The organism is Geobacter psychrophilus (assembly GCF_056821595.1).
The window spans coordinates 589,987-611,679 of sequence record NZ_JBXDTU010000004.1; the positions used below are offsets into that span (position 1 = coordinate 589,987).

Here is a 21,693-nt window from a genome sequence, read left to right on the forward strand (position 1 = left end):
AGGCAGACACAAATCTATTATTGACAATATTGGTGTATAACTGATATTCATATTCTCACGGTTTACACACAAAAAAGTAAACATACCTGCACTACTTATCTAGAGCGACCGAGGGACTGGCCCTGTGACGTCGCGGCAACCGGCCTGAAAAGGCAAGGTGCCAATTCCAGCGGGATCATCTGATCCCGGCAGATAAGGAAGGATGGAGCAATCCCCTTCCGACCCCGGATGGGGATTTCCATTTTTATCCTGCGCGACAGGATCAGGAGGTATGACATGCATATTTCAACACTGGCGGTTCAGGTAGGTCTTGAGTGGGATACCCGCACAGGCTCGGTAGCGGTTCCGGTCTACCAGACCGCCACCTTCAGGCACCCCGGCCTGGGACAAAGCACCGGCTTTGATTACAGCCGTTCCGGCAACCCTACCCGACAGACCCTGGAGGACGGCATCGCCCGCCTGGATGGCGCTGCCCGGGGTTTTGCATACTCCTCCGGCATGGCGGCCATCGCCAACCTGCTGCTGCTGTTCAAATCCGGTGACCATCTGATTGTCACCGAAGACCTGTACGGCGGCACCTGTCGCCTGTTCGACAAGATCTTCAGCCAGTATGGCCTGAGCTTCACCTATGTGGATACCAGCGACACCCCGGCTGTCCAGGCCGCCGTCACACCAGCCACCAAAGCCATCTTTGTTGAGACCCTCACCAATCCGCTCTTGAAATTCGCCGACCTGCCCGCCCTGTCAGCTCTCTGTCGCGAGCACGACCTGCTGCTGATTGCCGACAATACCTTTCTGACCCCCTACCTGCTGCGCCCGCTTGACCTGGGTGTCGACATCGCGGTCTACAGCGCCACCAAGTACCTGGCCGGCCACAACGACACCGTCGCCGGCCTGGTGACGGTCAAGGATCCGGGGCTGGCCGATCAGGTCTACTTCCATCAGAACGCCGTCGGAGCGGTGCTGGGGCCGCAGGATGCCTGGCTGACGATCCGCGGCATGAAAACCCTGGGCATCCGCCTCGACCGCCAGCAGGCAAATGCCCTCAAAATCGCCCTGTGGCTGAAAACCCATCCCCTGATAAACAAGGTTTTTTACCCCGGCCTGGAAGAGCACCCGGATCACGAGCTCATCCAGCGCGATGCCAGAGGCTTTGGCGCCATGATTGCCTTTGAGGTAACCAGTCACGCCCTGGTCGAACAGCTGCTGCTGAAGACGCAGCTGATCTCCTTCGCCGAGAGCCTGGGGGGGGTGGAGAGCCTGATCACCTTCCCCGAGCTGCAGACCCATGCCGATATCCCGCCCGAACTGCGCGCCCGGCTCGGCATCAACAACGTGCTGCTGCGCCTGTCGGTCGGCATCGAAGACGCCGATGACCTGATAGAAGATCTGCGCCACGCTCTGGAAGCATAGAAAGGAACATCATGAAACTTGCAACCAAACTGATCCACGGCGGCCCGAACGTCGACCCCCAGACCGGGGCACTGGGCGTACCGATCTACCAGATATCCACCTACCAGCAGACCTCGGTCGATCACTTCCGCAAATACGACTACGCCCGGGGGGACAACCCGACCCGCGAGGCGCTGGAGGACACCATCGCCGTACTGGAAGGGGGCTGCCGCTGCCTGGCCTTTGCCTCGGGCATGGCGGCCATCTCCACCACCCTGATGATCTTCTCCCCCGGCGACCACCTGGTGGTCTGCGACGATGTCTACGGCGGCGCCTACCGGGTGCTCTCCACGATCTTCAGCCGCATGGGGATCAGCTCCACCTTCGTGGACGCCACGAGTCTTCCGGCCATCGAGGCGGCGATCAGGCCGGAGACCAAGGGCATCTATCTGGAAACCCCCTCCAATCCCCTGCTGAAGGTCACCGATCTGCGCGGTGCGGTCGAGATCGCCCGACGGCACGGCATCATCACCCTGGTGGACAACACCTTCATGACCCCCTACCTGCAGCGTCCGCTGGAACTGGGCTGCGATATCGTCCTGCACAGCGGCACCAAGTTCCTCAATGGCCACAGCGATGTCATCTGCGGCTTTGCCGTGGTCAAGGATGCGGAACTGGGCCAGCGCATCCGCTATATCCAGAACGCCTTCGGCACCGGCCTGGGGCCGCAGGATGCCTTCCTGACCCTGCGCGGCGTCAAGACCCTCAAGGTCAGGATGGACCAGAGCCAGCAGAACACCATGAAAATAGCCTCCTGGCTGAAGTCGCACGGGCGGGTCACGGCCGTCCACTACCCCGGCCTGCCGGAGCATCCCGGCTATGCCGTCCATGCGAGTCAGGCCGATGGTCCGGGTGCGGTCTTCTCCTTTGAACTGGACTCGTTCGAGACCACCAAGCGATTGCTGGAGGGGTCCAAGCTGGCCGCCTTCGCCGTCAGCCTGGGAGGCGTGGAAAGCATCATCTCCTACCCGGCTCGCATGTCCCACGCCTCGGTCCCGGCTGAGGAGCGGCAGCGCAAAGGGATCACGGACACCCTGGTGCGGCTTTCGGTCGGGTTGGAGGATCCGGACGATCTGATCGCCGACCTCCAGCAGGCCATGGGCTGAAGCGCATGAAGATCGCTGTTGCCATGAGCGGCGGAGTGGACTCTTCGGTTACGGCCGCCCTGCTGAAACAGCAGGGACACCAGGTCATCGGCATCACCATGCGCCTGTTCACCCCCCACCTGACCGGCAGCGGATCCGCAGCCCACGATGCCGGGGTGGTTGCCGCGCAGCTGGGCATCCCCCACCATTGCGTGGATTTCGCGCCCGAATTCCGCGACCTGATCATCAATGATTTCATCAGGGAGTATGGCTGCGGCCGGACCCCCAACCCCTGTATACGCTGCAACCGTTTCATCAAGTTCGGACTGCTGCTGGATAAAGCACGGGAACTGGGAGCTGAGTTTCTGGCGACCGGACATTATGTCAGGAAGACGATTGACCCCGACGGCAGCTGTCACCTCTGCACGGCACGCAACAGCCATAAGGACCAGTCCTACTTCCTGTATACCCTCACACAGGAGCGGCTCGCCCGGCTGCTCTTCCCACTGGGCGAGATTGAATCCAAGGATGAGGTGCGCCGACTGGCCAGGGAATTCGGACTGCCCGTAGCGGAGAAGAGCGACAGCCAGGAGGTCTGCTTCATTCCGGATGATGATTACGTTGCATTTCTGGAGGGGAGCGGCGCATTGACCGGCACGCCCGGCGAAATCGTGCACCGGGATGGCCAGGTACTCGGTACACACCAAGGCACCCACCGCTACACGATCGGACAACGCAAAGGATTGGGCATCGCCTGGAGCGAACCGCTGTATGTCGTGGCACTTGATACGGGGAACAATCGGGTCGTGGTGGGTGAACAGCAGCATGTCTTTGCTGCCGGCCTGCTGGCAGGGGATGTAACCTGGATACAGCCGCCGCCGGCACAGGAATTCGGAAGTACCTGCAAGATCCGCTACCGACACCACCCGGTTGACTGCCGGGTGCTGATGCGGGCGAACGGCGACTGCGAAGTGCGCTTCCAGGAGCCGCAGAAGTCAATTACCCCCGGACAGTCAGTCGTCTTTTACCGGGATAACGAAGTCCTGGGGGGCGGCAGAATCCTCTCGGCACGTGTATAATACCAATTCCATATCAAGGCCCTATCTGCGTTGGCTCGTCTTCGGCTGCTCAACGTACTGTTATGTACGCCTCGCAGCCTCAATCCTCGCCGCCTTGATATCATCCTTGATCTGAAATTGGAATAAATCTTACGCCGGAGCGGATTTGGGATTACGGAGCTTGAATTCCAGATACTGGGCTGCCTTTTTCAGTTTTTCGCTTTTTGCGGCTGTTTCGCTGAATGTTACCAGCGACTGCATGACCCGCACCTCCGCTTCCTGATATTCAAACCCCCGGCCTTCAATAATCTTCCGCAAATACCCCAGAATCGCCTTTTGTTCATCCACATTTTCAAAACGTTCAGGTGCCGCCACAAACAGGATATAACGGGCCGTCTCACGAATGGCAGCATCCAGATCAGGTTCGGCGAGGAACATCTCCATGACCGCCGCAATACTTCCCTTTTCGGCATAGTTGAGATTCTTGTTCTCAACGTAATACTGCAGGTAGGCCAGGGCCGATGCCTGATTTTCCGTCCCTCCCAGCGTAAACAGCAGCACATGGGACACCTGCAGCTTGAGCGTTTCATCCGCGTCAGGCAACAGGAAGCAGTGCAGCATGAGGGCAATCTTCTCGCGAGCTGTCGCGCTCAGCGATTCATTCTCCAGCTTGCCCTTGATCTGTTCGAACAGTTCGCGCTTATTGGCATACTCGCCATACCTGATCCTGATGATCAAGGCGCGCACCTCGGTATCGTCGGTCAGTTCCCACAATTCATCAACCGCTGCGATAATCCTTTGGCAGATCCCCCTGAGCTTCGCCTCCTTGGACAGTTCGTCCTGGTTCCAGTAATCCGGATAGGTATCGAAGACCGTATCAACCTCCTCCGGGTGCCGGGCCTTCTCCATGACAAAAGCGAAATAGGTCAGTATCTTGGTTTGATAGTTCTTGTCACCGCCATTCAACGGTCGCAGCAGATCTTCCAGAAAGGTGGGAGTGAGACCCGAGGTACCGCTACAGAGATAACGATACACCCCTTCCGCCTTCTCGATCTGTTTTTCAACATACTTTTTTCGCAGGATCTCTCCCAGATTGGTCGACTGAACCTTCTTGAAAAAGACGCTCAACAGGGTCGATGCGTAATGTTTCATATTATTGTCGGCGTCATCGGACAGAATGATGTCCAGGCAGGCGTCGAAGATCTTGACCTGTTCCAGTTCATCGACGGACGCATCGATATACTCTTCCAGGATGGCGATGATCTCGGCCATATTGGCCCGGTTGCGACTGCTCAGCAGGGTCATGAAGGTATCACGCAGACTGACGGCATCGACAATTCCAAACAGAAACCGTACGGCGGAGTTGCGGCGGGCGCCGCCTTTGCTATCGGCTGATTTGAGAAGCTTGAGGATACTCTCGGCCGGATCCGATACCCAACCCGGCACAAGCGTTTCCATCATTATTTCGGCTTTTCTGCGCAGACGCTTATCCAGGTCGCTGATAAAGTACTTGGCAACCTCTATCTTGAATTCCCGACTGGCGGACGAGCTGGCAATGACCTCCAGAGCAGCCGTCTTGTCCTTGGAAGAGAGCTGGGCAAGATCCCGTTTAGCCTTGGAAGAGTCATTGATTTTAATGTAAAAATTTACTATGTCTTTAACGGATACTTCTGCATCGAAGTTCATCGCCCATGCCTTTCATAACGTAGTACGATCCTGAAACCAAGGTTTTAGTAAGTTAGAAATTATTTTCTGCGTTTTTTGACAAGAAAATAATTTAGTTAACTTACTTATCCTGTTTATAAGGGTTCGGGGAGTATATCTGCAAGTGATGACAAGCGCAACATCCAGATTAATGATACGGGAAAGGAGTCTGGCCATGAACATATGCATCACCCTGTGCACCCTGCTGCTGATTGCAGCAGGGGCAACACCAGCCCAGTGCAAAAGTGTGACCTTTTATACGGATGGAGCTATTGTCGAAACGGGAGCCAGTGCATCCAAGGGCATCCTCGAAATTCCTCTGCCAGCGGGCATGATCGACGGTTCGTTACAGATCAAGCCCGGCAGCGGCAGCGTTATCGAGCGGGTCGACATTGTGCCGCCCCCGGCAGCTACCGGCAAAGCCGCGAAAGAGCTGGATGCACTGCTCGAACAGAAGAACCGGCTGGGAGACCGGCTGCGGGCCCTGACCACCCGCGAAGCAATCTTCACGTCAGCCGCGAAAACCCAGAGCGGCAAGGCGCCGCGCAAGACCAAGACGAACCCTGAGCCGATGCAGTCGATCCGCCAGGGAACCGAATTCGCCATTGCACAGCTGGAGGCGGTCTACACGGCACGCAGGAAGACTGAGCAGGAAATCAAACGGCTGGACAACAAAATAGCAGCAGCAAAAAACAGTGGTCGCGGCTCTGAAGCCATCGCCCGGATTGTGATATCACCGCCTCGTGGAAACGTTATTGTTCGGTATGCCGTTAACTCGCACGCCTGGACACCACGCTATGACATCTATCTGAACGGCAGCGGCAGCGCCCAGGTGAACCTGTCCGGGCTGTTCCCGGGGGCTTTTGGCGGGTATCTGCTCCAGGCTGCGCCGGCGGCCCTGGCTGAAAGCAGCACTGCCCGTGTATATCCTCTGCAGCCCAGCACGCTGACCGGTTTGGTGAAATACCATCTGACTGCAACTGAAGAGCAATACGGGGCTGGAGTTGTGCCTTCGTATTCATTCGAGCTGAAAAATCCTGAACCGGTTCATCTGCCGGCCGGATCAGCCAACATCTACCGCAAGGGAGAATATGTAGGCAATGTACGCTTTGAAGGGCTCTCGTCGGGACGGACGAGAAAGCTAAGTCTGGGAAGGTAGTCACCCCGCCTGGAAACAGAAGCGGCCGGCAAGGGAATCCCCCGCCGGCCGCCCGCTACAGCTGGGAACAGAGCTTATTTCAGCAGCAATTCAATCTTGGCGGTTTTGCGTGTTTCCGTCAGAAAGTCTTGAACAGCGCCACCGGTCTTCTGATTCTTCAGGTACTCCTCAATGCGCGGCTGGGCCTCCTTGAAATCGACCTTCTCGGCAGCTTTCTTCTCCGTCAGCTTGATGATGTGATAGCCGAACTGGGTCTCGACCACATCACTGATCTCACCCGGCTTAAGCGCAAAAGCAGCCTTCTCGAAAGCAGGCACCATCTGCCCCTTGCCGAAGAAACCCAGGTCGCCCCCCTGCTGGCTGCTTGGGCAGGTGGAATTCCCCTTGGCAAGTGTTGCAAAATCAGCCCCCGCTGCCAGCTCCTTGCGCAACTTTTCAGCCTTTTCCCGGGCCGTTTTCTTTTCGTCAGCTGTCGCCTTGGGATCTACCCCCATCAGGATATGACTGGCCTTGACTGACTCACTTCTGCTGAATTTATCAGGATTTTCGTCATAGAACTTTTTGGCATCCGCTTCCGAAACGATCACCTTGGGCATGATCGTTTTTTCCACAAAATTTGAAATCATCAGATCCCGGCGGGTATATTCACGCAGATCCTTTTCATCCATTTCCAGGTCCTTGATCGCCTTGGCAAAATCCTGCTCATTGGCAAAGCGGGCCTTACCCTGGGCAAGCTTGGCTTCGATCTGTTTGTCGAGGTCCTTGACCTCCAGCTTCTGGCTTGCCTGGAACAGCAGTTCTGCTGAAATCAACTGTTGAACAGCCTGCTTGTCCATCTCCTTCTGCTGGTCAGGCGTTATCTGCGCACCACGCTGTCCGGCCATCATGACCTTGCTGGCCCGTTTCAGCTCAAGCGCAGTGATGACAGTTCCGTTCACTCGGGCAACAGGCTCCTGCCCAGCAGAAACACCTGCAGATTTTATTGCTACACCCTTCGTTTCAGTCTCAGCAGCATTGGAAACTGCCCCGCAGCACAGGAATACTGCCAGCAGCAACCCTGTTGCGCGCAGTGTTTGGCGTGATACATGCATCGTAACGATCTCCTTTTGAGTTTTTTCGATTCATAGCACATTTCATACAGCATGAAAAGGTAAACATACTTTTGACTTTTCATCTGGATTCAGTTACATTTGCAGCGCTTTCAGGGCAATATACCGCCATATGGCTTGCGGCCCAAGTCAATCCGTTTCCAGCTCCAAGGAGGAAAACCATCCCATGAAAAAGGTTCTAGTCGTAGACGACAGCCTTTCCGTAGCCCGTCAGCTCGAAAAGATTATCGCAGATTCCGGTGATTTCACCAGTGTCGGCCATGCCAAGAACGGTGCCGAGGCCATCAAGATGAACCACACGGAAAATCCGGACATTATCTGTATGGACATGAACATGCCCGGCATGGATGGCCTGACGGCCCTGCGTAGCCTGGTAGTGCTTGATAAAGACGTCAAAGTGGTGATGGTGACCTCCCTTGGCGGTGTCGGTGACAAGTTTACCGAGGCGCTCAAGCTGGGTGCAAAAAATGTCATTTCCAAGCCTTTTGAGGCAGACAACGTTCTGCAGATTCTGCGGGAACTGTAGCCAGCCAACAGATTGTTTCTACGCCGTTTGGCGGAAAAACAACCTGACAATCTCTCGATCACTGTTTATCCGCATCCATCCAATACAACAAGGGGATCTGATATGGCCGTCAAATTTTTCGGGCAATTTCTTGTGGAAAAAAACCTCGTTTCCCGGGATGCCCTTCTAAAAGCAATAGAACTTCAGGATCAGAAAAACCTCAAAATGGGTGAAATGGCAATCAGCATGGGCTTTGTCACCCAGGCTGATATCGAGCGGGCTCACAACGCCCAGATGTCAAAGGACATGAAGCTCGGTGATCTGCTGGTTGAAATGGGGATCCTGACGCAGGACCAGCTCAACGATGTCATTACCCGCCAGAAGAGCACCCACCTCTATATTGGTGAAGCACTGGTACTGGTCGGCGCAATCAGCAGCGAAAAACTCCAGCAGTACCTGGAAGAATTCAAGGTTGATCAGGCCCTGTATGTTTCCGACCGGATCGAATTACCTGCGGGCATTGCCAACAACCTCGTCTGGGAGATGGCCGCCGACCTGACCTATAAGATGATCACCCGCATGCTGGACCTGCAATTTCGTCCCGGCAAATGCCAGAAAGTTTCGACCATTGACAGCAACTTCATGATGGCAGCCATGGATCTTTCCGGCGATGTGGAAGCCCGTTACATTATCTCGGTTTCCGAGTCAGTGCAAAAGAGTGTCGCCAAGGCCATCCTGCGTGAGACATCCGTCGACACCGAACCGGCTGAGGTCCTCGAAGATACCGTTATGGAATTTGTCAATGTCGTCTGCGGCAACATCGCTGCAAAGGCATCGCAGACAGGATTAACTATCTCCATAAACCCGCCGGTTACAATCCATCCTCCTGCATCAGGGCTACCGGTTCCTTTCGGCCACACAGGACTCTGTTTTCCGATCCATGTAGGGGAAGACAACAAAATGGAGTTGATCTTACTTATTAGACTGTAATTAATTAAAATTAACAACACGTATAAAGCCTGCCTGATAATATCGGGCAGGCTTTTATATTTACATATGGTATTGCATTCCTCGGACATTCTCGATAAATTCACTTTCGTTGAGCATTGTCAGAGAAGGATGCCATGAAAACAGCCCCAACCATCGCCAAAATAACCCGTCCAAAACTATCGGGCATCGCCCCGCGTGAGCGTCTGTTTGCGCAGCTTGACCGCTGCAAAATAACGCCGGTGCTCTGGATTACTGCGCCCGGCGGCTCCGGCAAGACAACCCTGGCGGGGAGTTATCTGGATACACGCTCACTACCGTCGCTCTGGTACCAGCTGGACCAGGGGGATGGCGATCTGGCCGGATTCTTCCACTACTTGGGACTTGCCGCTAAAAAGGCTGCGCCGCGTTTCAGGAAACCGCTGCCGCACCTGACCCCCGAATACCTGCTGGGTATCCCCATCTTTACCCGTCGTTTCTTTGAAACCCTCTTCCAGCGCCTGCCCGATAATGCCATTATGGTTTTCGATGACTACCAGGAAGTCCCTGACAACACCGGCTTTCACGACATGTTTGCCCACGCCATGGAAACCATACCTGAAGGCATACGGGTGATCGTCCTCAGCCGCACGTCGCCTCCACCCCGGATGGCTCGAATGCAAGCCAATAGAAAATTGGCTGAACTGGGCTGGGACGATATCCGCTTTACCCCGGAAGAGTCAGTCGAGCTTCTGACGCAACATGGGCACACCATACCTTCAGATGCTGTTTTGAAAGAGCTGTACCGGCGCACCTCCGGTTGGGCTGCGGGGCTGGTGCTGCTAACGGCCCAGAACAATCTGACCGACCCGATTCCGGAAACCCCTGGCAACCTCGGCAGTCGTGAGGTCTTCTCCTACTTTGCCAGCGAAATATTCGAACGAAGCACCTCCGATACCCAGAATCTGCTGCTGCGCACCTCGTTTCTGGACAAGGTCGATCCGGCTATCGCCGTACTGTTGACCGGAATCTCCTCGGCAGGCGCCATCCTGGAGAAACTGCATCGCGACCACTACTTTACCCAGCGCTACGAGCTCGGCTACCAGTATCACCCGCTGTTCCGGGAGTTCCTGCGTGCCCGCGCCGGGGAGCTGTTTCCACCAGCTCGGATCATTGAAATTCAACAGCAGGCAGCAGCCCTGTTTGAGGAATCCGGCGCATACGTGACCGCCGCGGGGCTGTACCTCCAGGCCGGTGACTGGGAGAATCTGGGGAGACTGGCACTCGGGCATGCGCCGCTCCTGGCCAGCCAGGGGAGATGGCAAACGCTCTATAGCTGGCTGTCGCTCATCCCGGAGGAGGTTATCGAATCCGCTCCCTGGCTCGCTTACTGGCTCGGCGTCTCCCGGCTTCCCTACAGCCCGGCAAACGCCCGGGTATCCTTTGAACTTTCCTACCAGGCGTTCAGGAAAAGCGGCGACGTTGTGGGGATGCTGCTCTCCTGTTCCAGCGCCATCGACAGCATCGCCCATAACTGGGATGATTACCGGCCGCTGGACAGCTGGATCAGCCGCATCGAAGAGCTGCCCGTTCCGGCACAGGAGACCCTGCCGCCGGATATGGCAGCCAGGATCGCCCTGAGCCTGGCCACGGCACTGGCAATCCGCCAGCCGTACCGCGTCGTCGATGTCGCCGCCGGCATGGAACGCTCCCTGGCGCTCACACGCGCCAGCAACGATCTTAATCTGCAGTTCCAGGGGCTACTGCTCGCCCAGAACTACTACAGCTGGATGGGAGACATGGCCACATGCCGCGGCCTGGTCAATGAGGCCGCGCGCCTCGCCCACATGCCGGCCGTATCCCCGTTCTTCCGGCTCTCCTCGATGTGGCTCGGTACGGCGGCGATTATTATGAACTCCGCCTCCTTCGACAAGGCGCTGCAGACCCTGGAAGAAGGTCTGGCCATTACACGGGATACCGGCATCCACGTCCTGGACTACATGTTTGCCGCCCTGATTGTAACTGTCCATCTGTACAAGGGAGAGATGGAACAGGCACGCAGCGCCATTGATACATGCCAGGCCATGCTCGATCCGTCGCGCCCCCACTCCTATACCCTCTACCACTGTGAAATGAGCTGGTATCATCTGCTGCTGGGACAAACGGACCAGGCGGTCAGCCATGCCGCCTCGGCGGTGCGCATCTCCACGGAGGCCGGATACCTGTTTACCGAGATACTCTCCCGCACCATAGAGGCCCACGCCCTGCTCGCCAGTGGCGATGTTCAAAAGTCGCGGGCAGCCCTTGACCATACCGAAAAACTCATGGCCGCCACCGGAAGCAGCAGCATGCGCTTCCATTGGCTGCTGATCGCCACCCACCACGCCTTTGAACAGGGCGACGACCGAAAGGGACTCGATTTACTGAGAGAAGCGATGACACTCGGCTGCACGTGCGGCTTCCGCACCGTCAACATGTGGTGGCATCCCGGCGTCATGAGCAGACTGTGCGCCCGGGCCCTGGAGGCGGGCATCGAAGTCGGGTACACCCGCGAGATGATCAGGAATCACCGCCTGCTGCCGCCCGATTCCGCGACATCCCTTGAATCCTGGCCCTGGCCGATGAAGCTGCACACACTGGGCAGTTTTGAACTTCTGATAGACGGAAAGCCGGTTGATTTTTCCGGCAAACGCAAACTATCGGAGCTTTTGAAAGCGCTGGTCTCATTCGGCGGAACAGCTGTCGGCAAGGATCAGATTCTGGATCTGCTCTGGCCCGAAGCAGATGGTGATGACGCCCATAACTCATTCAAGATGACCATCTTGCGTCTACGAAAGCTATTGCCCGATGACGCCATCCGCTTTGAAGAAAACACCTACACCTTGAACCGCCGGCTGGTATGGGCTGATCTGTGGGACTTTGACCAACTGTACACTGCCGCTGTCACGTTGTGGGACAAAGCCCGTAAAGCGGAATGCATGGCTGCCGAGGCCATCACGATGACCGATAAGGCACTGGCATTATATCAGGGGCACTTTCTTTCCGGCGACACGTCCCATGCCTGGACTGTTTCGCAGCGAGAGCGGCTACGGACAAGACTCCAGAGGTTGATAGTAATTACAGGTACGCACCTTGAGGAAAATGGAGCATGGGACTCTGCCGCGGACGTGTACCGGCAAGGCCTTGAAGCGGACCCCTTGCATGAGGAATTCTATCAGCGGCTTATGATCTGTCACCAAGAACTGGGCCAGCGAACCGAGGCACTGGTGGTATATGAACGCTGCCGGGCCGAGCTGTCGGTACATCTCAAAATACATCCATCCCCCAAAACCGAAATGTTATACGCCAAATTTCGTATTTAAAATCCCATTCCCCGCAAAAGCACACGCCAACGCACCACATATCCCGCTACGTCATCAATAATGCCACCTCATTTTTCTGTGTCCCTGTTACCCGGTTTGTTACCTCCCCCTGCGGTAACATTCCCACCCATACCATAGAAATTTCCCCATAACAGCACCGGGACATGCAAACAAGCGCGTGTTTCATTCCCGGAGGAAAGGAAACTGCCATGTACAGTTGCAGCGATAGCTATGTCATCCGGGTCTACCGGAGGGAGGAGACCGACACGAACCGGCTGGTCGGGCTGGTGGAGACGGTGGCGAACGAGGAACAGAAACCGTTCGCAACCATTGAGGAACTCTGGAAGATCCTGGGCACGGTGCATAAACCCCGTAAGAGCCGGCAAGTGACATCCAAGCGCCACATCCGGGAAAACCATCAATAACACTCACGACAGAATGAATCACCATCACTCGGGAGGAACAAATGGATATGAATTTTGCTGCATGCCTTCGAGGTATGCTTATCCCAGACAGAAAGAGTACGGAGGTAGGAAATGAAACTAATTATCTTGGCATGTCGGAACAGACTATTGGATTTCCTTTTACTGATCATGTTGACGCTGCTTCTGCCGCCCCATACGGCCTCTGCCGACACTGCCGGGCGGCAGGTAGCCAGTGGGCCGTATTCGATCTCCCTGCGTGGTGGCGCCGAAAACAACTCGGAAGCGCTTGGTGCTGACGGGAGGTTTGATTACCTCAATCCACTTCTCAACATCCATCTGTTTGGCACCTTCGATCTGCTCAATGGCGGCCGAGGTGAAGGTGCTATCGACAACAACCGCTATGGAGGGGGGCTGGCCCTGTCCCATACCTATGCGCGGATGGCGAACCTCTTCCTGGGGGCTTCCTATATCAGCGAGATGGGAAAGGACTTCGGTCAGGCCTATCTGGGAGGCAAGCTGAAGGTCAGTGATTTTGCCATCCTCTCGGCCTCATACGGGTTCGGATTTGACCGCCAAAAGGAGATTCATAAGGTTGCCAATACCTATCTCGTTGCCGAGGCTGTTGACTGGTTGAAGGTAGGGACAACTCTGGTTGACCAACAGGGGTGGAAGGCGAATGCTTCCTACTACCTGACGGATCCGGGGCGACAGAATATCTCCGGGCTTGAAGGGGAACTTTCGTACCCTGTCCTTGACAATCTGACCATGGGGGTCAACGGAAGTGTTGATTTAACCAACAGGTCGAATCTGGAGCAGAGCTGGCGCTCCTTCTTCTTCGTCACCTATGCTTTCGGGCATCAAAAGGGAAGTCCTATCGATGTGGCCCTCGACAAGAACAGCCCGGTTTCATATCCGAACATCATCAAACAGGTCCTGGTAAAGAACTTATCAACGCCCACTCCGCCCAGTACTCCGCTAACTATTGCCCAGGACCGCTCATCATCAAACGGCTGCAGTTCACAACCGGTGAACTTTACGGCCAGAGGAGGGGTAGCTCCGTATACCTGGAGTACGACCGATACCCATAATGCGATCGTACCGACAAGCAGCACCACCGCACGATGGATTGACAGCTCTGATTCTTACTGTAGTGCCTATTTGTCAACTTTGACGGTTACGGTCAGGGACAGTGTCGGTGGGGTTGCGACAGCAACAATAAACCTGACCGGAGGCGCGTAAGTCACATAAGGGTTCGGAAGTTTCCAAAATACCATTTACCTTGCCTCAGCCGAACACTTCGTAGGAGCGGCATCCTGCCGCGATTGCTGCAATGGCCGACAATGTTGAATATTGCAGCAATCGCGTTTTGGAAAACGCTCCTACGGTGAAAACGGTATATCAATAAATTCCAAGCACCTTATAAATGGGAAAAAGCGGGACAGATTTTTCACAACTCCTTGGAAAATGAATCTGTCCCGTTTTATTCCTATCAGCAACTCTTTCAGAATTAGCCCAGGAGGCTCGCCATGCAGCCCATAAGACTGACCAGATTTACCACAGTTGCTATCCTCTCTCTTTTTGCCGCTTTTCCTGCAAACATCCTTGCCGCCCCCGTGAATACCTACGGTGACCTCAAAGTGACTGGCCTGCTTGACACCACCGGCGGCATCAAGTTCTCTGACGGAAGTACTTTGAATACCTCGAGTTTAGATGGCCTGCTGTTCAACGTCGGCCTTGTTGTCGATAACTCCGGCAGCAATACCGGGACTATCAATTCAGGCGCCATCAAGTTTGGTTCCGACCTGGGTGGCGTGGGGATCGGTTCGCAGCAAACCCTTGGTAACAATAAATACGGACTCGACTTTTTTACCGGCGGTACATCACGCCTCTCGATCCTGAATAACGGCTATGTGGGTATTGGGACGCGCTCTCCGGATTCCGCTTTTATGGTAACTACGGCTAATTCCTCGCCGGTACGAATCGGTGATACGGGGTGCTTGCCCGGCGGAGCTTTTGCCGGTATCGGACTGTTTGGGGGCATGTCGGACTGCACTAACTACGCAATCCTTGGTGATAACCGCGAACAGAAAAACCTGTTTATCAACCGCCCGGCCGGTGGCGACATCAACTTCCGCATGAACAACAGCAACCAGATGGTTCTGGATCACTTTGGCGGATTGATGCTCGATGCGAACAACACCAACGACGGGGTGCTCAATCACAGCGCCACGACCGGAGCCGGCCTCGCGTTCGGCAGCAACAGTGGTGAAGGCATCGCGTCCAAACGCACCGCGGGGGGCAACCAGTGGGGACTCGATTTCTATACGTTCAGCCACCCCCGGCTCTCCATAACCTCTGGCGGCAATGTCGGCATCGGAACAACAATTCCTGCCGCAAGGCTTGATGTGAGCGGCACAGCGGCCGGTATCAGGGGCGAGACATCCTCGGCAGGAGATTCTGCCGGACAGTTCATAAACTCCGGCGGCGGTAGAGCGCTCAGCGCCACGGTCAGCGGCGTCGAAACAGCCATGGTTGATTCCACCGGCATACACGCCGGAGCGGGCATGACCGGCACACCGATCGCCTATGGTTCGTTTGACGCGACCGGCACAACGCTGAAAGGCAGTTCAAACCTGAGGTGTTCCCTGACAGGGGATACCTATTACTGCACTATCAGCGGGGAGAGCTATTCGTCTTCGAATTTTGTGTCAATCGCCACGGTTTCCAACGGCACTCCCCATTTCTGCAGTACGGGTTGGGATAAAGGCCCGTCGTTGCAAGTTCGTGTCTACAGCCTGCCCAGCGGTACCCAAGTGCAGTTGCCGTTCCATCTGGTGATTTACAAACCGTAACGGACTTTTACTGAACGGGAGATAACCCATGAAACCAATAAAACCGGCTTTACCTACCACAGCTGCTATTATCTCGATCTCGCTCCTGGCCATCTTTCCCGCAACCATCCACGCAGCGCCTAACGCAGCCCGTGTAGCCGGTGATCTGTTGGTTGACGGTTTGGTTTTCAGCGGTGATACCAACAATACCGTTATAACCAAACCATCAGACTTTTCATTGCCTTGGACCATTTCCGGCCAGTACATCTATTACATGGGTGGCAATGTCGGTATTGGCAAGATAGATCCTGATTCTGCGTTAACGGTAACTTCTGCTAATTCCTCGCCGGTACGCATCGGCGATACCGGTTGCTTACCCGGAGTCGCTTTTGCCGGGATCGGTCTGTTTGGCCCCATGACCAACTGTAGCAACTACGCCATCCTTGGTGACAACAGAGTACCGCAAAACCTGTTTATAAATCGGCCTGCCGGTGGCGACATCAACTTCCGCATGAACAATGGCAATCAGATGGTTTTGGATCACTTTGGCGGATTGATGCTCGATGCGAACAACACCAACGACGGGGTGCTCAATCACAGCGCCACAACCGGAGCCGGCCTCGCGTTTGGCCTCAACAGTGGCGAAGGCATCGCATCCAAACGCACTGCGAGCGGCAATCAGTGGGGCCTTGATTTCTACACGCTCAGCCAACCCCGGCTTTCGATAACCGCTGGCGGCAATGTGGGCATCGGCACCTTGACGCCTTCCGAGCAACTTGAACTCACCGGTAACCTGAAGCTTCCGGCGACCTCCATCACTGCCGGACAGATTCGCCAGGGAGACTTCACCCTTCTGCATTCATTCGGTAACAACAACTTCTTTGCCGGAAGAAATGCCGGGAACCTGACCATGAGCGGAAACGAAAACTCGGCAGTCGGCTCGTACGCCCTGAATTCCAACACCACAGGGCGCTACAACACGGCCAACGGAGCATTTACACTCTATTTTAACACCGTCGGAGAAAGCAACACAGCCAACGGAGAGGGAGCGCTCTATTCCAACATCTCCGGAAGCGACAACACGGCCAGCGGAGCATTTGCACTCACTTCCAACACCACCGGAAACTGGAATACGGCCAACGGAATGCAAGCGCTCTATTCCAACACCACCGGATACTACAATACCGCCAACGGGTACTCTGCGCTTTATTATAACACCACAGGAAACTGGAATACCGCCAACGGAGTGGGAGTGCTCAATTCCAACACCACAGGAAACAGCAACACGGCCAACGGAATGGGAGCGCTCAGTTACAACACCACCGGAGGCAACAATACGGCCAACGGAACGCAAGCGCTTTATTCCAACACCACCGGAAACTACAACACGGCCAACGGGAACTCTGCGCTTTATTCCAACACAACCGGAAGCCTCAATACGGCCAACGGAAAGAATGCGCTGTTTAACAACACAACCGGTGGATACAATACGGCCATCGGTGACGATACCGGATTGATCTTAACTACCGGCAGCTACAACACCTTCGTGGGATCATCGTCAGGTACCGGTGTAAACAATATTAGCAATGCTACCGCTATCGGATTTAGCGCGATCGTCGATGCAGACAATCACGTTCGCATCGGCAACGCAGCGGTAACACAGATCGGCGGGCAGGTGGCCTGGACGAACCTGTCGGACATCCGCATGAAGAAGGATGTAACCGACGTGACCCACGGCCTGGACTTTATCAAGCAGCTCCGACCGGTGGAATACCGCATGAAACAGGGCAATGACAGGAAGGACTTCGGCTTCATCGCCCAGGATATCGAGGCACTGTTGGGGACCGAGTACAATGTGCTGGGTATCGGTGGTGATGCGGATCGGACCCTGTCGCTGCGCTACACCGACTTCATCGCCCCGCTGGTCAAGGCGGTGCAGGAGCAGCAGGAGGTGATCAGTAATCAGCAGACGAGCATCGACCGGCTGAATGCGAGGCTGGAGCGGTTGGAGGCGCTTTTACAGGCGAAGTAATTCCGAGTTGACTGGATCAAATATCACCATGATTGCAAAAGTGAATAGTTCACGTCTGACCTGATTGGTCGGACAATGCAACGCCAGACCAGGAACATCAAGCGATTGAGAGCGCGTCACGGCTGATACGCGCACCCTCACGACTGATGTGGCGCTGCGGTGTAATGATTGCTTACATCAGGTTCTCGTAGCAAAATTTCATTCACCCCGCATCAACCAATTTGCCCGACAACCGTCGCGGCAGTTTTTTTGTTTTTAATGTGAGATTTATTGCATTTTTGCAGCGATATGGATAAATTTGCCCTCTGTTGAACAGTGACGGGGAACACTGACAAATTCAAGCAGGATGCCATGAAAACATCCACTTCCATCGCCAAGATAACCCGGCCCAAACTGACCGGCATTGCCCCGCGGGAGCGCCTGTTTGCAGAGCTGGATGTCTTTCAATCCAGCCCGGTGCTCTGGATCACCGCCCCCGGCGGCTCCGGCAAGACCACTCTGGTGGGGAGTTATCTGGATGCCCGCTCACTGCCATCGCTCTGGTACCAGCTGGACCAGGGGGATGGCGACCTGGCCGGGTTCTTCCACTACCTGGGGCTGGCGGCAAAAAAGACCGCACTGCGCTTCAAGAAACCGCTGCTGCACCTGACCCCCGAATACCTGCTGGGCATCCCGGTCTTTACCCGACGCTATTTCGAAACCCTTTTCCAGCGCCTTCCCCATAATGCCGTATTGGTATTCGATAACTACCAGGACGTGCCGGATGGCACCGGATTCCCAGAGATGCTGTCTCATGCCCTTGAAGCTGTTCCGGACGGAATCAGGATAATTATTCTAAGCCGGACCGGACCGCCGCCGGCTCTTGCCCGCCTGCGGGCCAACCGCTGCCTGGCGGAACTGGGATGGGATGACATCCGCTTTACCCCGGAAGAGTCCGCAGTACTTCTGAGACAACATGGGCATGCCATTCCCGCTGACCCGATTCTGGAGGAGCTGTACCGTCGTACCTCGGGCTGGGCCGCCGGTCTGGTGCTGCTGACGGCTCAAAACAATCTGACAAATCCGATACCGGAAACTCCGGCCAACCTCAGCAGCCGTGAGGTATTCGCCTACTTTGCCAGCGAGATCTTCGACCGTAGCGCCCCGGAAATCCAGGATCTGCTGCTGCGCACCTCATTTCTGGACATGATCGAACCCGCCATTGCCGTGCAATTGACCAGCAGCGGCGCCGCCGGGAGCATCCTGGAGAATCTGCACCGCAATCATTTCTTTACCCAGCGCTACGAGAACAGATACCAGTATCACCCGCTCTTTCGCGAGTTTCTGGTGTCGCGCGCCGCTTCAGTCTTTCCGGAACCCGAACTGGCACTCATCAGGAATCAGACCGCACGGGTTCTGGAGGATTCCGGCCAGATAGAGGAGGCGGTCGGCCTCTATTGTGAAGCCTCCGATTGGCAGAATGTGGGGCGGATGATCATTGCCCATGCGCAGACAATGATCATGCAGGGAAGGAATAAAACCGTCGAACAGTGGATACATGCCGTCCCGGCTGAACTGAGAGCAGGTAATCCATGGATGTTTTTCTGGCTCGGAGCGTGCCGGGTTTACATCTCTCCAGCGGAGGCGACGCCGCTTCTGGAACAGGCATACCAACTGTTCGCACGTGCGGGTGACACGATCGGCTGCCTGCTTTCCTGCTCACAGATCATAGACAGCACGGTCTTTTGCTGGGATGACTATACGCCACTCGTCACATGGATTCCAATCATGGAACCCCTTCTGGATGGCAGCAGGGAACTGCTTCCTGAAGAGATCCTTACCCCGGCAGCCATAAGCTTCTTCTCGTCAATCCTGTTCTGTCACCCCTTCCGACAGGATCTGGAGCAACGCTTTGAGCAGACACTCGCGCTTGTTCGTTCATCCCGAAATCCTGCCGTCAAAATACATGGCTTCAACACCCTGGCAATCTACTGCTTCTGGCATGGAGACATGAACAGACTCCGGGCCCTGGCCCATGAATTGGCGCTTCTCAGGGATGTAGCGGATCAGCTGCCCCTCATGCAGCTCATGTCGCTCTGGATCCAGGCCCTGATCGCACTGTTCGCGGAAACCGAGCCGAGCAGTGCCCTGCGCCTGGTCGATCAGGCGATCACGGTTGGCGAAGCTTCCGGTGTCCATCCATGGGACTCCATTTTGTTCTCATCAGGTATGTACAGCGCCCTGGTCGCTTCCGACAAAACCAAGGCTCAGGAGTTTCTGGAAAAACTCCGGTCAACACTGAGGCCTGAGCAGCGCAACCCCAATGCCAACTTTCATTACCTTACGGCGTGGTTGCAGCTCATCACGGGAAACCACGCTCAAGCGGCGCTGCATGGGCAAACGGCGCTGCGCATAGCCGACGACACCGGCTACTATTTCTGCATTATTCTCTGCCAGCTGGAGATGGTCTGGATCGAAGCAGCCAGAGGCAATTTCACCCAGGCGGCAGAGCGGCTGCAGCTGGTGAAGCAGATGGTTGACAAGACCGTGAGCCCGGCATTCAGGTTCAGCTGTCTGCTGGCGGAAGCCCACATTGCCTTCAACAGCAGCGGTCCATCACACGGACTCGCGTATCTGAGGGACGCTTTGGCTATTGGCAGAGCACATGAATACCGCATCCTGATCTGGTGGTGGCAACCGGACGTCATGGCCCGACTCTGCTCCCAGGCGCTCGAACATGGCATAGAGACTGAGTATGTCCGCACATTGGTTGCGCGACATCACCTGCCCCCCCCGGAGGATCATCTTGCTGTCGAAACCTGGCCCTGGCCGGTCAAGATCAATTCTTTGGGGCGCTTTGAACTGTTCCTGGATGAAAAGCTGGTCGATTTCTCCGGTAAAAGAAAACTCCTCGAAATGCTCAAGGCGCTCGTTGCCCTTGGTGGAACCGCGATCCGGCAGCTACAGATAACCAACCTGCTCTGGCCCGATGCCGATGGCGATGATGCCAACAACTCCTTCAAGATGACCCTCTCCCGCGTGCGGAAGCTGCTTCCCGACGAGGCGATCCTGTTCCAGGATGGTGCGCTGACCCTCAATCGCCGCCTGTTGTGGGCGGATGTGTGGGCCTTTGAGCAGCTGTGCAACGAGGCTTCGGCACAATGGCTCAAGAGCCGTGAAACGGGAAAAAGCAGCCAGGAGACCAGGCGTGCCATGGACCTGACCCACAAGGCGCTCGGCCTGTATGCCGGACCATTCCTCCCCGGAGACGTTGATCAGCCTTGGAGCGTCTCACTACGGGAACGGCTCAGGACCAAACTCCTCCGCCTGACCCTGATCGCTGGGCAGCATCATGAAGAAAAAGGGAAATGGAACTCTGCCGTCGGCTTGTACCGGCAAGGGCTTGACGTAGACCCTTTGCAGGAAGAGTTCTACCAACGGTTGATGGTCTGCCATCACCAGCTGGGGCAGCGTACCGAGGCACTAGCCGTGTACGAACGCTGCCGGGCCGAGCTTTCAGTCCATCTCAAGATCAAGCCGGCCCCAGGAACGGAAGAGTTGTACGCCTCATTACTGCGATAATATCCGCATACAAACCCCCATCACTTGCAGACTCCATGTAATTCCCACGCAGACCAGCCTGTATCAACATTTTGCGCTGATCTCCCCGTACACAAATAATTCTTCCCCTGTTACCTGTTTGTTACCCACTCTGTTGTAAAGTTCCAATCCATACGCACAGATCTGCCCCCGGTGCATCTCAGTCCACTACGTGCCCCGGAGAAAGGAAACTGCCATGTACACATGCAGCGACAGCTATGTCATCCGGGTCTACCGGAGGGAAGAGAGCGACACGAGTCAGATGGTCGGACTGGTGGAGACCGTGGGAAATGAAGAACAGAAACCGTTCGCAACCATCGAGGAGCTCTGGAAGATCCTGAGCGTGGAACATACGTCTCGGAAGATCCGGCCTTCGACTAACAAACGACGCATCCGGGAAAACCTGAAATAAAACGCACGACAGGA

General features: G+C 55.7%; 15 protein-coding genes and 1 riboswitch. Of the genes, 13 read left to right on the forward strand and 2 right to left on the reverse strand.

Features of this window, described 5'->3' with window-relative positions; translation table 11 throughout:
- The first annotated feature begins 92 nt into the window (after positions 1–92).
- Positions 93–199, forward strand: a riboswitch (SAM riboswitch).
- Positions 200–276: 77 nt separating this feature from the next.
- Genes ACOCF6_RS05040 through mnmA form a run of 3 tightly spaced genes read left to right on the forward strand, consistent with a single transcriptional unit; the run spans position 277 to position 3,616 of the window.
- Positions 277–1,413 carry a trans-sulfuration enzyme family protein gene (locus ACOCF6_RS05040; RefSeq protein ID WP_482459299.1) on the forward strand — a complete coding sequence of 379 codons (1,137 nt, stop codon included), beginning with the start codon at positions 277–279 and terminating at the stop codon, positions 1,411–1,413.
- Positions 1,414–1,424: 11 nt separating this feature from the next.
- Entirely contained in the window at positions 1,425–2,558 is a 1,134-nt protein-coding gene (locus tag ACOCF6_RS05045) for a trans-sulfuration enzyme family protein (protein ID WP_482459300.1), read from the forward strand.
- 5 nt (positions 2,559–2,563) lie between these two features.
- Entirely contained in the window at positions 2,564–3,616 is a 1,053-nt protein-coding gene (gene mnmA, locus ACOCF6_RS05050) for a tRNA 2-thiouridine(34) synthase MnmA (protein ID WP_482459301.1), read from the forward strand.
- Between the two features lie 129 nt (positions 3,617–3,745).
- Here the strand turns inward: mnmA and ACOCF6_RS05055 are convergent, their stop codons facing one another.
- Positions 3,746–5,281, reverse strand: a complete 1,536-nt coding sequence (locus tag ACOCF6_RS05055) for a hypothetical protein (RefSeq protein ID WP_482459302.1) — start codon at positions 5,279–5,281, stop codon at positions 3,746–3,748.
- A 193-nt stretch (positions 5,282–5,474) separates the two neighbouring features.
- On the opposite strand from ACOCF6_RS05055, the gene ACOCF6_RS05060 reads away from it, so the two are divergent.
- Positions 5,475–6,458, forward strand: coding sequence for a DUF4140 domain-containing protein (locus ACOCF6_RS05060; RefSeq protein WP_482459303.1), 984 nt, complete (start codon positions 5,475–5,477; stop codon positions 6,456–6,458).
- A gap of 74 nt (positions 6,459–6,532) precedes the next feature.
- Here ACOCF6_RS05060 and ACOCF6_RS05065 read toward each other — a convergent pair whose 3' ends face one another.
- Positions 6,533–7,549 (reverse strand): peptidylprolyl isomerase, encoded by a 1,017-nt coding sequence (locus tag ACOCF6_RS05065; RefSeq protein ID WP_482459304.1) that lies wholly within the window; start codon positions 7,547–7,549, stop codon positions 6,533–6,535.
- Positions 7,550–7,733: 184 nt separating this feature from the next.
- Between ACOCF6_RS05065 and ACOCF6_RS05070 the strand changes: the two genes are divergently transcribed.
- From ACOCF6_RS05070 to ACOCF6_RS05110, 9 genes are all read left to right on the forward strand, one after another.
- Positions 7,734–8,093, forward strand: coding sequence for a response regulator (locus ACOCF6_RS05070; RefSeq protein WP_482459305.1), 360 nt, complete (start codon positions 7,734–7,736; stop codon positions 8,091–8,093).
- A gap of 102 nt (positions 8,094–8,195) precedes the next feature.
- Positions 8,196–9,062: a chemotaxis protein CheX gene (locus ACOCF6_RS05075; RefSeq protein ID WP_482459306.1), complete on the forward strand. Its 867-nt coding sequence runs from the start codon at positions 8,196–8,198 to the stop codon at positions 9,060–9,062.
- A gap of 134 nt (positions 9,063–9,196) precedes the next feature.
- Entirely contained in the window at positions 9,197–12,400 is a 3,204-nt protein-coding gene (locus tag ACOCF6_RS05080; protein ID WP_482459307.1) for an AfsR/SARP family transcriptional regulator, read from the forward strand.
- Positions 12,401–12,609: 209 nt separating this feature from the next.
- Positions 12,610–12,825, forward strand: a complete 216-nt coding sequence (locus tag ACOCF6_RS05085) for a hypothetical protein (protein ID WP_482459308.1) — start codon at positions 12,610–12,612, stop codon at positions 12,823–12,825.
- Positions 12,826–12,936: 111 nt separating this feature from the next.
- Complete coding sequence (locus tag ACOCF6_RS05090; protein WP_482459309.1) at positions 12,937–14,064, forward strand: hypothetical protein; 1,128 nt, start codon at positions 12,937–12,939, stop codon at positions 14,062–14,064.
- 287 nt (positions 14,065–14,351) lie between these two features.
- Entirely contained in the window at positions 14,352–15,677 is a 1,326-nt protein-coding gene (locus ACOCF6_RS05095) for a hypothetical protein (RefSeq protein WP_482459310.1), read from the forward strand.
- Positions 15,678–15,705: 28 nt separating this feature from the next.
- The gene (locus tag ACOCF6_RS05100; RefSeq protein ID WP_482459311.1) at positions 15,706–17,688 is read left to right on the forward strand and encodes a tail fiber domain-containing protein; all 1,983 of its coding nucleotides are present in this window, start codon (positions 15,706–15,708) and stop codon (positions 17,686–17,688) included.
- 351 nt (positions 17,689–18,039) lie between these two features.
- On the forward strand, positions 18,040–21,249 hold the full coding sequence (locus ACOCF6_RS05105) for an AfsR/SARP family transcriptional regulator (protein WP_482459312.1): 3,210 nt from the start codon (positions 18,040–18,042) through the stop codon (positions 21,247–21,249).
- A 214-nt stretch (positions 21,250–21,463) separates the two neighbouring features.
- Positions 21,464–21,679: a hypothetical protein gene (locus ACOCF6_RS05110; protein WP_482459313.1), complete on the forward strand. Its 216-nt coding sequence runs from the start codon at positions 21,464–21,466 to the stop codon at positions 21,677–21,679.
- Positions 21,680–21,693 lie beyond the last annotated feature (14 nt).

Coding starts and splice junctions, on each gene's coding strand:
- ACOCF6_RS05085 (WP_482459308.1), top strand. CDS start 12,610: ATGTACAGTTGCAGCGATAGCTATGTCATCCGGGTCTACCGGAGGGAG.
- ACOCF6_RS05045 (WP_482459300.1), top strand. CDS start 1,425: ATGAAACTTGCAACCAAACTGATCCACGGCGGCCCGAACGTCGACCCC.
- ACOCF6_RS05110 (WP_482459313.1), top strand. CDS start 21,464: ATGTACACATGCAGCGACAGCTATGTCATCCGGGTCTACCGGAGGGAA.
- ACOCF6_RS05105 (WP_482459312.1), top strand. CDS start 18,040: ATGAAAACATCCACTTCCATCGCCAAGATAACCCGGCCCAAACTGACC.
- ACOCF6_RS05040 (WP_482459299.1), top strand. CDS start 277: ATGCATATTTCAACACTGGCGGTTCAGGTAGGTCTTGAGTGGGATACC.
- ACOCF6_RS05070 (WP_482459305.1), top strand. CDS start 7,734: ATGAAAAAGGTTCTAGTCGTAGACGACAGCCTTTCCGTAGCCCGTCAG.
- ACOCF6_RS05075 (WP_482459306.1), top strand. CDS start 8,196: ATGGCCGTCAAATTTTTCGGGCAATTTCTTGTGGAAAAAAACCTCGTT.
- ACOCF6_RS05095 (WP_482459310.1), top strand. CDS start 14,352: ATGCAGCCCATAAGACTGACCAGATTTACCACAGTTGCTATCCTCTCT.
- mnmA (WP_482459301.1), top strand. CDS start 2,564: ATGAAGATCGCTGTTGCCATGAGCGGCGGAGTGGACTCTTCGGTTACG.
- ACOCF6_RS05060 (WP_482459303.1), top strand. CDS start 5,475: ATGAACATATGCATCACCCTGTGCACCCTGCTGCTGATTGCAGCAGGG.
- ACOCF6_RS05100 (WP_482459311.1), top strand. CDS start 15,706: ATGAAACCAATAAAACCGGCTTTACCTACCACAGCTGCTATTATCTCG.
- ACOCF6_RS05080 (WP_482459307.1), top strand. CDS start 9,197: ATGAAAACAGCCCCAACCATCGCCAAAATAACCCGTCCAAAACTATCG.
- ACOCF6_RS05065 (WP_482459304.1), bottom strand. CDS start 7,549: ATGCATGTATCACGCCAAACACTGCGCGCAACAGGGTTGCTGCTGGCA.
- ACOCF6_RS05055 (WP_482459302.1), bottom strand. CDS start 5,281: ATGAACTTCGATGCAGAAGTATCCGTTAAAGACATAGTAAATTTTTAC.
- ACOCF6_RS05090 (WP_482459309.1), top strand. CDS start 12,937: ATGAAACTAATTATCTTGGCATGTCGGAACAGACTATTGGATTTCCTT.